This is a genomic window from Lactobacillus sp. M0393 (genome assembly GCF_016102025.1).
Classification (GTDB): domain Bacteria; phylum Bacillota; class Bacilli; order Lactobacillales; family Lactobacillaceae; genus Lactobacillus; species Lactobacillus melliventris.
This window is the reverse complement of sequence record NZ_JACFPK010000004.1, coordinates 174,872-189,853: the sequence shown is the minus strand read 5'-3', so window position 1 is coordinate 189,853 and position 14,982 is coordinate 174,872. Positions and strand designations below refer to the sequence as shown.

The 14,982-nt window shown below is 35.7% G+C and carries 13 protein-coding genes; 10 read left to right on the top strand and 3 right to left on the bottom strand.

Annotated elements, in window-relative coordinates; translation table 11 throughout:
- Positions 1-5: 5 nt before the first annotated feature.
- The 3 genes from H3R29_RS04575 to H3R29_RS04565 are packed head-to-tail and all read left to right on the top strand — an operon-like array spanning position 6 to position 4,675.
- Positions 6-1,217, top strand: coding sequence for a DNA repair exonuclease (locus tag H3R29_RS04575; protein ID WP_046325141.1), 1,212 nt, complete (start codon positions 6-8; stop codon positions 1,215-1,217).
- Positions 1,201-3,705 (top strand): AAA family ATPase, encoded by a 2,505-nt coding sequence (locus tag H3R29_RS04570; RefSeq protein WP_232352216.1) that lies wholly within the window; start codon positions 1,201-1,203, stop codon positions 3,703-3,705. The genes H3R29_RS04575 and H3R29_RS04570 overlap by 17 nt, the downstream gene beginning before the upstream one ends.
- A complete protein-coding gene (locus H3R29_RS04565; protein ID WP_122026246.1) occupies positions 3,698-4,675 on the top strand; it encodes a 3'-5' exoribonuclease YhaM family protein in 978 nt (325 codons plus the stop codon). The genes H3R29_RS04570 and H3R29_RS04565 overlap by 8 nt, the downstream gene beginning before the upstream one ends.
- A gap of 488 nt (positions 4,676-5,163) precedes the next feature.
- Here H3R29_RS04565 and H3R29_RS04560 read toward each other — a convergent pair whose 3' ends face one another.
- The 3 genes from H3R29_RS04560 to H3R29_RS04550 all read right to left on the bottom strand — a co-directional run bounded on the left by H3R29_RS04560 (position 5,164) and on the right by H3R29_RS04550 (position 6,960).
- Positions 5,164-6,063, bottom strand: a complete 900-nt coding sequence (locus tag H3R29_RS04560; RefSeq protein ID WP_198202103.1) for a peptidylprolyl isomerase PrsA — start codon at positions 6,061-6,063, stop codon at positions 5,164-5,166.
- Positions 6,064-6,177: 114 nt separating this feature from the next.
- Entirely contained in the window at positions 6,178-6,519 is a 342-nt protein-coding gene (locus H3R29_RS04555; protein ID WP_198202104.1) for a hypothetical protein, read from the bottom strand.
- A 9-nt stretch (positions 6,520-6,528) separates the two neighbouring features.
- Positions 6,529-6,960: an HIT family protein gene (locus H3R29_RS04550; RefSeq protein WP_198202105.1), complete on the bottom strand. Its 432-nt coding sequence runs from the start codon at positions 6,958-6,960 to the stop codon at positions 6,529-6,531.
- Between the two features lie 90 nt (positions 6,961-7,050).
- On the opposite strand from H3R29_RS04550, the gene H3R29_RS04545 reads away from it, so the two are divergent.
- The 7 genes from H3R29_RS04545 (at position 7,051) to polA (ending at position 14,972) form a co-directional block, all read left to right on the top strand.
- Positions 7,051-7,791 carry an ABC transporter ATP-binding protein gene (locus H3R29_RS04545; protein WP_122026242.1) on the top strand — a complete coding sequence of 247 codons (741 nt, stop codon included), beginning with the start codon at positions 7,051-7,053 and terminating at the stop codon, positions 7,789-7,791.
- Positions 7,784-8,983, top strand: a complete 1,200-nt coding sequence (locus tag H3R29_RS04540; RefSeq protein WP_198202106.1) for an ABC transporter permease — start codon at positions 7,784-7,786, stop codon at positions 8,981-8,983. The genes H3R29_RS04545 and H3R29_RS04540 overlap by 8 nt, the downstream gene beginning before the upstream one ends.
- Positions 8,984-8,987: 4 nt before the next feature.
- On the top strand, positions 8,988-9,647 hold the full coding sequence (trmB, locus tag H3R29_RS04535) for a tRNA (guanosine(46)-N7)-methyltransferase TrmB (RefSeq protein WP_198202107.1): 660 nt from the start codon (positions 8,988-8,990) through the stop codon (positions 9,645-9,647).
- Positions 9,648-9,678: 31 nt separating this feature from the next.
- Positions 9,679-9,999, top strand: a complete 321-nt coding sequence (locus tag H3R29_RS04530; RefSeq protein WP_198202108.1) for a thioredoxin family protein — start codon at positions 9,679-9,681, stop codon at positions 9,997-9,999.
- A 21-nt stretch (positions 10,000-10,020) separates the two neighbouring features.
- Positions 10,021-10,668, top strand: a complete 648-nt coding sequence (gene ytpR, locus H3R29_RS04525; protein WP_198202109.1) for a YtpR family tRNA-binding protein — start codon at positions 10,021-10,023, stop codon at positions 10,666-10,668.
- 151 nt (positions 10,669-10,819) lie between these two features.
- On the top strand, positions 10,820-12,133 hold the full coding sequence (murC, locus tag H3R29_RS04520; protein WP_198202110.1) for a UDP-N-acetylmuramate--L-alanine ligase: 1,314 nt from the start codon (positions 10,820-10,822) through the stop codon (positions 12,131-12,133).
- Positions 12,134-12,296: 163 nt separating this feature from the next.
- Positions 12,297-14,972: a DNA polymerase I gene (gene polA / locus H3R29_RS04515; protein ID WP_198202111.1), complete on the top strand. Its 2,676-nt coding sequence runs from the start codon at positions 12,297-12,299 to the stop codon at positions 14,970-14,972.
- The last annotated feature ends 10 nt before the right edge of the window (positions 14,973-14,982 follow it).

The window sequence follows — 14,982 nt, the reverse complement described above, 5'->3', positions numbered from 1 at the left end:
TAACGATGAAATTTATCCATTTTGCTGACGCACATTTAGATAGTCCATTTTTGGGGCTATCTTTTTTACCATCTAAGAGCTTTAATCAAATTCAAAAAGCTCCAATGCAATCTTTAACTAACATTGTCGATTTAGCTATTAGGGAAAATGTTGATCTAGTCTTAATTGCAGGCGACACTTTTGACAGTTTTAAGCCTAATCCCAGCGCCCAGATTTTTTTTGCTCGCGAAATTGAGCGGCTAATCACAGCTGAAATACAAGTAGTTATGGTTTTAGGTAATCATGATCATATGGCAAAAGAAGACCTATTGGTGCCTGAAAGCCCGTATTTTAAATTATTAGGTGAGGACGAAAAAGTTGAAACTGCCTCTTACACTACCAGAAGTGGTTTTGACTATGATGTGACTGGTTTTTCATATTTGGCTAATCACATTACAGATGATCTTGCTGCCCAATTTCCTCCTAAACATAACCATTACACTTTTGGTATTATGCATGCTCAGGAAAGGGCGGGTTTGAGCTCTCAAAATGTATATGCTCCATTTACCTTAAGTGAATTACAAAATCTTAATTATGACTATTTTGCTCTGGGTCATATCCATTTAAGGCAAATATTGTCAGAAACGCCACTAATAGTTTATCCTGGTAATATTCAGGGCCGTCACATTAACGAAACTGGTCCCAAAGGCTGTTATTTAGGCACTATTGATGAACAAACAAAGAAAACCAAAATTCATTTTGTTCAGACTAATCTTATTACTTGGGATAAAAGGCAGCTTGAATTAACTAAGCCAATAGCAAAAACCGAGCTGGAAAAGATGATAATTAATTGTTTGCCAGCGACTACCACTAGCTATTTTTGCCTACAAATAATCGGTGCAGATTTTTTAAATGAAAAAGAAGCCGAATTAATTCAAGACAGTGATTTTTGGCAAATGATTTCAGAAAAACTTGCTCATGGTTCTCAACTGGTAGATGTGCGTTTCCTTAATGGAAGCAAATTAGCTGTTGCTGTTAATGATCAAAAATATTTTACACAGGCTGAAGAAGAGATTTTTACGCCGGATCAATTTGCCCAAATTAGTAAAGACTGGTCCTTAAAAACTGAGTTTACCAATAATTTGGCCCAGGACCCAAGTTTTATTCAGGAAGTTAAACAACTGGCAGAAGTCAAGCTGAACAGTAAATTGAAAGGAGTCAATGATGAAATTAATTAAACTTAAGATAATTAATTTTGGTCAATTTTCAAATTTCACTTTTGATTTACTTAATCCCGACGTTAACGTCTTTTATGGTACAAATGAAGCAGGGAAAAGCACAATCGTTGCTTTTATTAAACAAATTTTGTTTGGCTTTCATCTTGCTTCACACAATTCCCCTTTTTTTGAAAACTACACTCCTTTGGCCCAAGTTAGCCCAATGGGAGGGTATTTGCTTTTTGAAAATGAAAAAGGACAGCGCTATGAACTGGAACGCCTTTACGCCCACGGCAAAGGTTCTAAATTGGGCACACTAACAGTTAAATGTGATAATCAAGTAGTGCCCGAAAATGTTTTTTTTGACCAAATAAAGAATATTGACGGTGACTTTTATGCCGACAGTTTTATCTTTAACCAGGATATGTTGACAAAAGTTGACCAGATCAAGCAAAATGACTTATTAGAACGTATATATTACTTGGGCGCAGCCGACAGTGATAAATTGATAACTGTGCGCGATAATTTTGCCAAAAATGCTGATAATTTATTTAAAAAGAGGGGCAGAAAACTTCCGGTTAACCAACTTTTACTGCAGATTCAAGAGCAGCAAAGTAAAGTCAGTGATTCTGAAAATGAATTTTCTGTGTATAAGGAGCTGAATAGTGACTTAAAAAAACAAGAAAAGCTGCAACACCATGAAGAAGCAAAAAGACTAGATCTGCAAAGAAAATATGACAACTTGGAAAAAGTTGAAAAGCTTGTACCCAGTTACGAAAAATTGCAGGATTTACAATGTCAGACCAAAGCAATTCATTTTGACTCGGAGCAATATCAATCTGCCCAAAATTTAGCAATTCAAGCAGAAACTTTGCGTAAAAAACAGCAAAAAATCACGGAAAAGCTAAATGAATATTCTCAAGTTAAAGATGAGGATAATAGTGAAACAAAGCTGCTGCAAAAAAAGCCGGAAATTTTGCAGTGGCAAGCGGAATACCATAGCTGCTTACAAAAAGAGACGCAAATTAAAAGCGAACAACAGCAGCTCATTACTCTTGATCCCAACTTGAACAAAATTGCTGCATTGACTCAAGAGCAAGTAATTAAGTTGCAGGAAGATTTTCACAAATTACCGCAAAAAGAATCGTCTATTAGCCAAGATAAAAGTACAAAACCAAGGCAATTTCTTTTGCTAGGTGGAACTATTCTCATTTTAGGACTAATTTTATTGTTCATTACTCGTGCCCTTGGTTTTTTGGCTGTTGGTGTTGGTGCAGCCTTTGAAGTGCTTGGTTACTACCAGCAAAAGCAAGTGCAAAAATCAAATGAAGCACAGTCTGAAAAAAGCAGAAAAGTTAAAGAGCAACGATATTTATTTGAGCAACAATATGGCATTGATCCTAGCAATTTAGATCTTAATAATTTGATCAACGAATGGCGGCAGTACCAGGTTTTATCCCAAAACTTAAGGAGAAATCAGTTACGTAAAACAGAAATATCTGATTTGCTCACGCCCTTTGCAATGCAGTTAGGTCAAGAACTGAAACAAGCAATAGGTACTAATTTTTCTGATGTATTGACTGCATTAGATCAACTTGCTGAAAAAATAGACACGGATCGTAAGCACAGAGAAGAGCAAAATAGTTTAAAAAACAATTTAACTGAAAATAATGAAGAGCTCCAAGAAGTTAATATTAAATTGAAAATGATTTTGGCAAGAGCTCAAGTTAGCAGCTTAGATGAATATCGAGAAATCCAAAAACAAAAGCTGAGACAGGATAATATTAAAAACCAGATTAGTGCTCTCAAATCCAGTTTGCAAAACGACCTTATCCAGCTGCAAGAATATGTACATGATAAAAGTAGTGGACAAAAGAAATTACAGGATTTAGCTGCTCAAATTTCCTTACTAAATGAAAATATTAACCTTTTACAAAGTAAAAAGGCTGAAACTAAAGTCAAGATGGAAAATCTGGCCAGTTCAACGGCGGTATTCGAGGAAAAACAAAAATTAGCAAACTTAAGAACCAGACTTAGAAATTTAAGCGCAGAGTATTTGGCTAATTTATTTACTGCCAAGTGGATTAGCCGCGCACTTGATCTTGCATCTAATGAACGTTTTCCGAAAATGCTGATTACTGCTAAAGAATATTTGCGACTATTAACAAATAATCGGTATAATAATATTGAAATAGGTAAAAAAATAACCGTTACTCGTTTTGATGGTAAAAAATTAGCGGTGGAATATCTTTCTCGGGGTACCTCTGAGCAACTTTATTTTGCTTTGAAATTGGCTTTTGTTGAACAAATAAAGGATCAAATTAATTTACCAATTTTGATTGATGACTCTTTTGTTAACTTTGATGACCAAAGGATCAATGAAATTGAAAAGTTGCTGCAGACAATTGCGCAAAGCAACCAGGTATTGATCTTTACTGCTCAAAAAAGCCTTGTTGATAAACTGCAATTACAGCCGCTAACTTTTAAGAAAGGAACCGAACATGTATAAACGTTTGCTGGATTATAATGATGGCGAAGAGTTAGAACTGGTCGTGTTAATTAAGAACTCTCAACTAAGACATACCAAAAAGGGTAAGCTCTATTTAGCAATGTCATTTGGTGATTCATCTGGTGAAATTCGCGGTAATTTTTGGGATGCCAATGACCAAGATGCCTCTACATTTAATTCAGGAACAATTGTTGAACTTAACGGCAAACGGGAAGAATATCAGGGGCAGCCACAAATAAAAATTTATAGTCTACGGGTTGTTGGCCCTGAAGAAGGTTATGATCTCAGGCAGTTTATTAAATCAGCCCCAGAAAAAGTTGCTGATATGAAAGAAGAAATCAATCAGTACGTTTTTGAAATTTTGAATCCAACCTGGAACAGGATAGTACGGTTTTTATTAAAAAAATGGGACAAGCGGTTCTTTGAGTTTCCAGCTGGAAAAAGTAACCACCATGCCGTGCGAGGAGGTCTGGCATACCATACATTATCAATGTTGCGGGATGCTAAAGGCCTGGCAAATAATTATGCGCAAATTAATCGTTCATTATTATATGCTGGCTGTATTTTACATGATATGGGTAAAGTATTGGAATTAACTGGTCCGGCTGCCACTCAATATACTAATGAGGGTAACTTGATTGGCCACTTGGTTTTAATTGACGAGCAAATAATGTTAGCGGCGCAACAACTAAATATTGACCTTGAATCTGAAGACTTGCTCTTATTGCGTCATATGGTTTTGTCTCATCATGGTAAATTTGAGTATGGCTCACCTAAATTGCCGGCACTCCTTGAAGCAGAATTGTTACATCGCATTGATGATTTAGATGCGTCAATTTACGCTATTACTAATGCTTTACAACATACACGACCGGGCAATTTTACCGAAAATATTATGAGTCAGGGTGGCCGGAAATTTTATAGACCTAAAGATGATGAATCTTTAGCTAAATCACATAAATTAGAATAATTGCTTAGAGAATATGAGAAGCAAATAACTTTATTGAGGGTTAGCAAAAAATATAAAATATTAGCTTTATACTTGCAAACGGAGAGCTAGAAAGCAGCTAAAAGTACGACATTACTTTTAGCTGCTTTTTCATTTGCCTTAATTTAAGCAGAATTTCTCGTTCACGCAACATTTTGATAAATGTAAAAATAATTTTGATCAAACTGCTTTTTTATAATCTTAAAAAATATGATGCCGTGCTTTTCATGGAAGATAACACTATTACTGTAGAAGGTTCTTATGAAGAATTGATTGAGCAAAAAGGTGATTTATATAATCTATGTAGTTTAACTGCTAATTAGTTAGTAAATTGTGTCAACTTAGTTATTCAATCAGAATATTTTAAAATTAATGCAAAAAAATCCCGTTAGCCGCCATTTATAAAAATGACTGTTAACGGGATTATTATATTTTCAGCAAAGAACTAGTCTTAACTGTAATAGTTTTAATTACTTCTTATTTGTTGAAGTAGAAACATAAGCAGCTAAAACATCCTTTAGATCATTATCCTTTATGTTGACTCCCGCCTTTTTAATTACCTTGGCAAGGACATCATGCATAGTTTGTTGATCTTGAGACATTGATTGATAAATTTGATCATCAATTTCTTTTTTATGTGAAGCAAAAGAACCTTTGGCAGGGTGTTTAATCATTCTAATTACGTGGTAGCCTGATTGAGATTTAACGGGGCTCTTCGTAGTTTCACCGGTCTTTAGCTTAAATGCTGCATTTTTAAAAGCAGGATCTAAACTAGTATCAGTGGAATCAAATGCTGGCAGTTTACCTTCATTACTTTTGGTTCCAGTATCTAAAGAATACTTTTTAACTAGGCTCTTGAAGCTTTTACCATTCTTTAATTCTTTAGTAATTTCTTCGGCTTTAGATTTCTTAGAAACTAATATGTGTTGCACTGTAACTTTAGGCTGATATGCTTTCCAGACTTTTTCTTCTTGGCTCTTTGAGATCTTTTTAATATCTTTCAAGGCGGCTTCGGTCAGCAAGTTTGTTTTTAGGTTTTGCTTGAAACTTGCAGTAGTCATACCATTTTGTTGCAAAACGGCATCAAACTGACTACCATATTGTTTCTTATAGTTGCTATATTGTTTATCAACTTGCTTTTTTGAAACCTTATTGCCATATTGTTGCTCTAAAACACGATTAATAATCATATTTGCCAAAGCGGTTTTACCAGCCTGAGATTTTTTCATATCATCATAATACTCTTGCTGGGTAATCTTGCCGCCTTTATAAGAAGCAACAGTTTTGCCACCATTAGAACAAGCAGCTGTTGATAATGCCATACCGGCTACGGCAATCACAGCTGCAGCTTTTTTAATATATTTTTTCATAAAATAAATTCTCCACATCCTTAATAAATTAAGTCACCGACAACTAATATAACATAAACTGGCAAAACTGGTTTTCATTTTTATTTTTTTAAAACAAAAAAGAGAGTTTCTTTACTATTTTTTAGAACTATTAGTTTCAGTTGCGTTATTGGAATTAATTGTCGCAGTTTTGGCTTTCAGCTTGCCGACGATACGATTAATGCTGATCTGATAATATTCTATTTCGTTTTGTAACTCAGAAACAGCTTTCTTTGCTCGCGGTAAAGATTTTTTTAATTCTTGCTGAGCAGTTTTAAATTTACTACTTGCAGCAGAAATGTCATTAATATCTTCTTTTAATGACTTTACTTGCTTTTGCACAGGTGGAAACAGGCGGTTGCCATTTTGATCTTTGAACAGTGAAAGGATCACGCCAAAGCCTGCACCTACAGCCAATCCTAAACTAAAACGTTTCATCTTGTCACCTTAAAATTGTGCTCTAATGGCAGCAGCAACCTTTTCATAATCTTCGTCAGTGTATTTTTCCGCATTGTTACGGGTGGCAATCTTTAAGCCATCACCTTCAAATCGCGGAATAAAATGAATATGTGAATGCATAACTACTTGACTTGCACTGGCACCATTATTGCTGCTAATATTCATACCGGTGATTCTCGGATCAAATTTTTTAATTGCATTAGCAATTGTAGGAATATATTGTAAATAGCGTTGAGCATCTGCCTGGGTATAATCAAAAAAGTTTGTGATGTGTTTTTTAGGCACCATCAAAGTATGACCAGGATTAACCTGGGATAAATCTAAAAATGCTTTAACATCGTCATTTTCAAAAACAGTGTAGCTGCTGGCTTCCCCTTTAATAATTTTACAAAATAAACAATCTTTATCTAAATCTTCCATTTTAAAACCTCTACATTTCAAAATTTAGTTTCTTTTAATATCATGCTATCATATTAAATGAGTAAATTCATTAAAAGAAAGATAGGAATTATGACTTTAAAAATTGAGCATTTGACTGGGGGCTACACGGGTATACCAGTCATAAAAGATATTAACTTGGAAATAAAACCCGGGGAAGTTTTAGGAGTGATTGGCCTAAATGGTGCTGGTAAATCTACTACTATTAAACATATTTTAGGATTACTCAGACCGCAAAAAGGGAAAATCACTCTAAATGGCATTGATTTAACGGCTGAACCTACTAAATTTAAAAGACAAGTCGCATATATTCCCGAGACACCAGTTTTATATTCAGAATTGACTTTAAAAGAGCATCTTGACCTGACTATTCTTAGTTACCAGCTAAATGAAAAACAGGCTTGGGCAAAGGCTCACGAGCTGTTACAGCTGTTTAGGCTGGATGACAAGTTAGATTGGCTGCCGATTCATTTTTCAAAGGGTATGAAGCAAAAAGTAATGATTGTTTCAGCGTTTTTAGCAAATACTGACTTGCTGGTAATCGACGAGCCGTTCACTGGACTTGATCCGTTGGCAGTGGCCAATTTGGTGCAATTGATTAAAGAAGCTGCTGGTCAGGGCAAAATGGTGTTAATGTCAACACACATTTTAGCTGACAGTGTGCAGGCAGTTTCTCGTTATGCGGTCTTAAATAATGGCAAAATTCAAACTGCTGGTACTTTGGCTGAAATTCGCATGCATTATGGCCTAAAGGAGACAGATTCATTTGACCAAATTTACCAAATTTTAAGTCAGGAGCAACAAAATGCGTGATTTGGCTAAAAGAAGGCTGCAGGAAAACTTGCGCCAGTCTTTGAAATACCTAGTATTGGTTTTTAATGATTTCTTTATCCTAGCTCTGATTTTTCTTTTTGGAGCACTCATGTTCTGGTATGCACAGGCAATGAAGACTATGCCTGAAAATCTGTGGTATTACCGTCCCCTAGTTGGTATTTTGCTGTGGTTGCCACTTTTAATAGGCAAACTGGTAACATTGCTAAAACCAGCTGATTTACAATTTTTACTGCCTGAAGATGAAAATTTAGCATCATATTTGCAGCCAATGCTAAATTACAGCTTGATTGTACCTACAATTTGCTTAGTTTTAATGGCGGGAATTATATTTCCTTTTGCCACGATCAAGGCAAAGATTGAACCGTTAGATTATGTTTTCGCGGTTTTTGCTGTTTTTCTGGCCAAAGTGATGCAGCTGAAAATTATGGAATATAATTTATTCTTTAACCGTAAAATTTCTATCTCAATTTTGAATATTTTCTTACTGCTTTTATTCATTTTGGGAATGTTTAAACCAAAAAGTATGATATTTATTGCTGGTTTGCTGTTAATTATTGTAATCATTTTTATTTTAAAACCGCAACATGCAGCACTTTTTGACTGGCAATTTGCCATCGAGCAAGAAGAAAAACGTAAAAACGTTGTTTATAACGCTTTTAGCATGTTCACCGATGTTAAGGAAAGGCAAACTAATATTAAAAGACGGAAATATTTGGACTTTTTATTACCTCATAATTTGACAAGAGAAAATCCTAATAAGTTTTTGTATAGGCGCTCAGTTCTGCGCAATCCGGAAAACATTAATCTAGTAGTTAGAATGACTGCTTTTGCAATTCTAATTTCGTGGTTAGTGCAGAATTGGCTTTGGGCATTAGGCTTGTCCTGCTTAGTAGTATTCTTAACTATTTACCAATTAGTACCGATGGTTGATGAATTTGACACCAATGTCATGTATCGTGTTTATCCTATTGCGCGTACTAAACGAGGCTTAGACTTAGTTTCTGCACTTACTGGGATAATGTTGGTACAATGGTTGATTATTAGCATTTCATGGCTGATTACACTGCCTATTAGTTTGCACTTGTTTGAAGCAATGGGGATTTTAGTTGTTTTCAGTTACGCGGTATTAAGGTTATACTTACCAGCAAAAGTAAAGAAAAGGAAGTTGTAAATAAATGAGACTACGTAACAAACCGTGGGCTGTAAAACTTGTGCAAGAGCATCCAGAAAGTGTGATAGATCGTCCAGATCCAACCCAAAAGATTGATTGGTCAAAGCGGTTTGCTGACATTTCAAAACCATTAGAAATTGAAGTTGGTCCGGGTAAAGGGAAGTTTATCACCACAATGGCTGAAAAGCACCCTGAAAAAAATTTCGTTGCTCTTGAACTGCAGATGACCGCAGCTGGAATTATTTTACGGTCAAAACTAGCTCAAAATTTGCCTAATTTACAAATTTTATGTGCAGATGCTGCTAATATTGATTGCTTTTTTAAAAAACATAGTGCAAATACCATTTACCTTAATTTTAGTGACCCGTGGCCTAAAACCAGGCACGAAAAGAGAAGGTTAACCTATAAGACTTTTTTACAAAAATACCAAACTGTTTTACAAGAAAATGGTCAGATACAGTTTAAAACAGATAATGCAGGTCTTTTTGCTTATTCTCTTCAAAGTATGAATAATTATGGGATGTATTTTGATTTTGTTACAGTGGATCTGCATAATGAGAAAGAAGATATTTTAACTTCAAATATTGAAACCGAGTATGAGCACAAATTTGCCGGCCAAGGTAACCCAATTTATGCCCTGCATGCTGATTTTGGGGTAAAATAAGTAATAATAAGGATTGAGAGGTTTTTTCAAAATGGAACAAATAAAAGAATTAAATCAAGAAAAATTAGATGATATTACCAAAAATGGTCGTGTGGTTTTGGAATTTTCTGCTGGTTGGTGTCCAGATTGCCGCTTTTTGGATCCGTTTATGCCGGAGATTGAAAAAGATTTTTCTGACAGTAAATTTTATCAAATTGACCGTGACGGTTCTGTAGATGTAGCTAAAGAAATGAATATCATGGGTATTCCTTCATTTGTGGTCTACCAAGATGGTAAAGAAATTGGTAGACTAGTTAATAAGGACCGTAAAACTAAAGAAGAAGTTGAGAGCTTTTTGCGGTCACTGGACTAAGTGAAAGAGGATAATTGATTCATGATTACTAGTATTAATAAACGCAGCTATCCCAATACCTTAATTGTGATTTTAGGTCAGGATAAGGGCAAAAGTGAGTATGAAGAAAAAGGTGATGTCACACGTATTACTGATGAAGAAGGTAATGTGACCGGATATAATTTCTTCAATGTCGACCAGGTAATTGATTATGACAGACTAGCAGACGGCCAAGTCAAGTTGACTAATGACGATTTAGCAGCATTAAATAAAAAGTTGGCAGAAGTTGGTTTTAATGATCAACTTGCTTATGGTAAACCAACGCTGGTTTACGGCTATGTGAAAAGCTGTGAAAAACATCCTGACTCTGATCACTTGCATGTGACCACTGTTGATGTTGGCCATGGTGAGGAACAGCAAATCGTCTGTGGTGCACCTAACATTGCTCAAGGACAAAAAGTAGTAGTTGCCTTACCTGGCACCTTGATGCCAAATGGTCAAATGATTTGGCCGGGTCAGCTGCGCCATGTGGATTCTTATGGGATGATCTGTTCAGCACGAGAACTAGGTTTGCCCCACGCACCACAAAAACGAGGAATTTTAGTAGTTCCAGACGATTTTACTGTGGGAGACGCCTTTGATCCTGAAAAATGTGATGAACTTTTGGCAAGTGGGCAGATTAAATTATAAGATTAAAGGACTTTATCAAGTTATTGGTAGAGTCCTTTTTCAGTAATACAAAGTAAGATTATGATTTTTCATGGCTTTTCAATGATTCTGCTCTTTTTCCGTTAGAAATGGTAAAATAAGAAACAATGATAAAAAATATGGAGCTTGGGAAATGTTAGATAAAAATAAGCAAATTTGGTTTATTGGAATTAAAGGAACGGGAATGGCTTCTTTAGCCTTAGTGTTAAACGATTTAGGCTTTCATGTTGCCGGTAGTGATATCAAAAAGTATACTTTCACACAAGAACCACTTGAAAAAGCAGGAATTAAAGTAACAGAGTTTGATGCAAGTAATATCAAAGACTCGGGTCAGGTCATAATTAAGGGCAATGCTTTTAAAAATGATAACGTTGAAGTTAAAGCTTGTGAAGATAAAAATATAACTTGGCAAAGTTATCCTGATACCGTAGAAGAAATAATCAAGATGCATACTGGTATTGGTGTTTCAGGAACTCATGGCAAAACATCTACTACCGGTCTTTTAGCTCACGTTTTAGGTGAAGCAGCGCCCACGTCTTATCTGATAGGCGATGGTGAGGGTAAAGGAGTTAAAGGGTCACGCTTTTTTGTTTATGAAGCTGATGAATATCGCCGCCATTTCTTGGCTTATCATCCTGATTATCAAATCATGACTAACATTGATTTTGACCACCCGGATTATTTTAAAGACCAGGCAGATTATACTTCAGCCTTTCAAACTGCCGCTGATCAAACTCAAAAAGGTCTATTTATATGGGGAGGTAATGACAGACTAAGACAATTGCATTCCGCCGTTCCCAAATACACTTATGGTTTTGAAAATGATGATGATTTCCAGGTGGTTGATGTCAACCGCACTACTGCAGGTTCAAGTTTTACGGTTTTGAGACAAGGTAAGAAGATAGGTGAATTTACAATTCATCTTTTTGGCGATCATAATATTTTGAATGCTACGGCCGTAATAGCAGTTGCTTATACCGAAAACATTCCTCTTAGAGATATTCAAAAGGGTTTACTTACTTATCAGGGGGCCAAACGACGCTTTTCTGAAAAAGACTTTAAAGATATTAATATCATTGATGATTACGCCCATCATCCAACTGAAATGCGTGCGACAATTCAGGCTGCTAGGCAAAAGTTTCCTCATAAAAAACTAGTTGTCGTATTCCAACCACATACTTTTTCCAGAACGAAGAAATATGCGCAAGATTTTGCAGAAATTTTGCGCGGAGTGGATAAAGCATACATTACTCCCATTTATGCTTCCGCAAGAGAGACTATCGGCGACATTTCAAGTAGTGATTTAGTAGCCGAAATTCCTGGCTCTGAAGTGATTGATCTTGATAATATTGCTGACCTAACGCAGAACAAAGACAGTGTCATTGTTTTCATGGGCGCAGGCGATATCCAGAAATACGAAGATGCTTTAGAAAAATTACTAAAATAAATTAAGTTATTAAGATCGAGTTTCAAGACTTGATCTTTTTGCTTTATATAACAGATTTTACATGTCATAAGGTTCAGGAAAATCGGTATTATGCAAGATGAATGGAAAAACTGTTAAAATGGTAGTTGAATAAAGAAACTTGGTTTAAATTTAAGGAGATCAAATGGCTGATAAAAAATTACTTTTAATTGATGGTAATTCAGTTGCCTTTCGTGCTTTCTATGCACTATACCGCCAACTTGAAAATTTTAGAAATCCTGAAGGATTGCACACTAATGCCATTTATACATTTAAAAATATGCTTGATGTCGTGCTAAATGACGTTGAACCTGACCATGTTTTGGTTGCTTTTGATGCAGGTAAAACTACTTTTAGAAATAAGATGTATGCTGACTACAAAGGTGGCAGACAAAAGACCCCATCAGAATTATCTGAACAGCTGCCGTACATTCAGGAACTTTTGCATGATTTGGGCTTGTCTACATATGAGCTTGATAACTATGAAGCTGATGACATTATTGGTACTTTTGTAAGTATTGGAGAAAAAGAGGGCTTTAAAGTCACGGTTGTTACGGGCGACAAGGACTTGACGCAGCTGGCATCTCCTCAAACCACTGTTATGGTTACTAAATCAGGGGTTTTAAACTTGGAAGCTTATACCCCTGAACACATGAAAGAAGTTAATGGTGTTACTCCAACTGAATTCATTGATATGAAAGCATTAATGGGTGATAATTCTGATAATTATCCTGGTGTTACTAAAATAGGACCCAAAAAAGCTTCGCAACTTATCCAGGAATATGGCTCAGTAGAAAATTTATATGATCATATAGATGATATGAAGCCTTCTAAAATGAAGGAAAACCTGATTAATGATAAAGATAAGGCTCTACTGGGTAAAAAGCTGGCGACAATTGATCGTAATACCCCGTTAACCATTGGGATTGCTGATGTAAAAAGGCGTGCAGTCGATTATCAAAAATTGCGCAGATTCTATGAAAAAATGAATTTCCGTAAGTTTTTGAGCCAGTTAAACCCTGAAAACGCTGCTGGGCAAAAAGACCAACCAGTAAAAAATAATAAAGCAGTTGCTTTTACAGAGCTTAAAGAAAATGACATTAATAATTTTGCAGTTAAAGCTGGCCAAACTATTACTTTTTACTTAGGAATGTTGGGTGCCAATTATCATTTAGCGCAATTTGTTGGCTTTGCCATTAAGATAGATAAGCAAATATATGTGAGTCGCAATGTTGACCTGTTAAAAAAGCCGCAACTTAAGAATATTCTGGAAAATAAGCAAATTGCCAAAAATGTCTTTGATTTAAAACGAACTACAGTTGGTTTGAACCGATTGGGTATTCACGCTTGCTCTATTGATTATGATATGCTACTTGCTTCATATTTAATCAATAACGAAAATAATTCTGACGACATGGGTGAAATTTGTCGCATGTATGGTGATAATTCGGTTAAAAGCGATTATGATGTTTACGGCAAAGGTAAAAGCGTCCATATTCCAGAGGACGATCAGGTGTTGTTCAACCATTTGGCTGGCAAAATTGAAGCAATCGCAAACTTAAAAGATACTCTGCTGGCTAAACTAAAAGAACATGAGCAAGACGATCTTTTTGCCAATATTGAAATACCGGTTGCGCGGGTTTTGTCTGTCATGGAAATAAACGGTATCAAAGTCCAAGCTGATACCTTAACGCAGCTCCAAGATGAATTTGCGGTTGACCTTAAGAAAATGGAAAAGCAAATTTATGATGAAGCCGGTGAAGAATTTAATATTAATTCACCTAAACAATTAGGTCATATTTTGTTTGAAAAAATGGGCTTAAAGCCTGTTAAAAAGACTAAAACCGGTTATTCGACTTCAGTTGATGTTTTGAATCAGTTAAAAGATGAAAACCCGATTATTGATCAAATTTTGACTTACCGGCAAATTGCTAAAATCCAGTCAACTTACGTCAATGGCTTACTGGATGTTATCCAAAAAGACGGTCGGGTTCATACCAGGTATTTACAAACATTGACTGCTACTGGTCGTTTGTCCTCAGTTGATCCTAACTTACAAAATATTCCTACCAGAACGGAAGAAGGAAAGCAAATTAGAAAAGCCTTTGTGCCAAGTGAACCAGATGGCTACATTTTCTCTTGTGACTATTCTCAAATTGAATTACGAGTCTTGGCACAGGTTTCCGGTGACGAACAAATGCAGGAAGCTTTCAGAACGGGTTATGACATCCACGCTCATACGGCTATGAAAATTTTTCATCTGAAATCAACTTCTGACGTTACGCCGTTAATGCGTCGCAGAGCAAAAGCGGTAAACTTCGGTATTGTCTATGGTATTTCTGATTATGGCTTATCTAAAAATCTCAATATCAGTCGCAAACAAGCTAAGGAATTTATTGATAATTACTTTGAACAATATCCGCAAATTAAGGATTATATGGATAAGGCAGTTCAAGTTGCCCGTGAAAAAGGTTATGCCGAAACAATTATGCACAGAAGGCGCTATTTACCTGATATTCATGCCAAGAATTATAATGTGCGGTCATTTGCGGAAAGAACTGCGATTAACTCACCAATTCAAGGTTCAGCTGCAGATATTATCAAGATTGCGATGATTAATATGCAGAAAAAATTGGATGAGATGCATCTTAAAACTAAGATGGTGGTTCAAGTTCATGATGAATTGATTTTTGATGTACCAAAAGATGAATTAGAAACTATTAAAAAGATTGTGCCAGAAGTTATGCAGTCTGCTGTGAGACTTGATATTCCTCTTGTAGCTGATTCTGGTTATGGTCACAATTGGTTTGATGCTAAGTAAGGAGTAATTT

Excerpts from the sequence above, each read along its gene's own strand:
- H3R29_RS04550 (WP_198202105.1), bottom strand. The coding sequence starts at position 6,960 with ATGGAAGATTTAGATAAAGATTGTTTATTTTGTAAAATTATTAAAGGG.
- H3R29_RS04575 (WP_046325141.1), top strand. The coding sequence starts at position 6 with ATGAAATTTATCCATTTTGCTGACGCACATTTAGATAGTCCATTTTTG.
- H3R29_RS04570 (WP_232352216.1), top strand. The coding sequence starts at position 1,201 with ATGATGAAATTAATTAAACTTAAGATAATTAATTTTGGTCAATTTTCA.
- polA (WP_198202111.1), top strand. The coding sequence starts at position 12,297 with ATGGCTGATAAAAAATTACTTTTAATTGATGGTAATTCAGTTGCCTTT.
- trmB (WP_198202107.1), top strand. The coding sequence starts at position 8,988 with ATGAGACTACGTAACAAACCGTGGGCTGTAAAACTTGTGCAAGAGCAT.
- H3R29_RS04530 (WP_198202108.1), top strand. The coding sequence starts at position 9,679 with ATGGAACAAATAAAAGAATTAAATCAAGAAAAATTAGATGATATTACC.
- murC (WP_198202110.1), top strand. The coding sequence starts at position 10,820 with ATGTTAGATAAAAATAAGCAAATTTGGTTTATTGGAATTAAAGGAACG.
- H3R29_RS04545 (WP_122026242.1), top strand. The coding sequence starts at position 7,051 with ATGACTTTAAAAATTGAGCATTTGACTGGGGGCTACACGGGTATACCA.
- H3R29_RS04555 (WP_198202104.1), bottom strand. The coding sequence starts at position 6,519 with ATGAAACGTTTTAGTTTAGGATTGGCTGTAGGTGCAGGCTTTGGCGTG.
- ytpR (WP_198202109.1), top strand. The coding sequence starts at position 10,021 with ATGATTACTAGTATTAATAAACGCAGCTATCCCAATACCTTAATTGTG.
- H3R29_RS04565 (WP_122026246.1), top strand. The coding sequence starts at position 3,698 with ATGTATAAACGTTTGCTGGATTATAATGATGGCGAAGAGTTAGAACTG.
- H3R29_RS04560 (WP_198202103.1), bottom strand. The coding sequence starts at position 6,063 with ATGAAAAAATATATTAAAAAAGCTGCAGCTGTGATTGCCGTAGCCGGT.
- H3R29_RS04540 (WP_198202106.1), top strand. The coding sequence starts at position 7,784 with ATGCGTGATTTGGCTAAAAGAAGGCTGCAGGAAAACTTGCGCCAGTCT.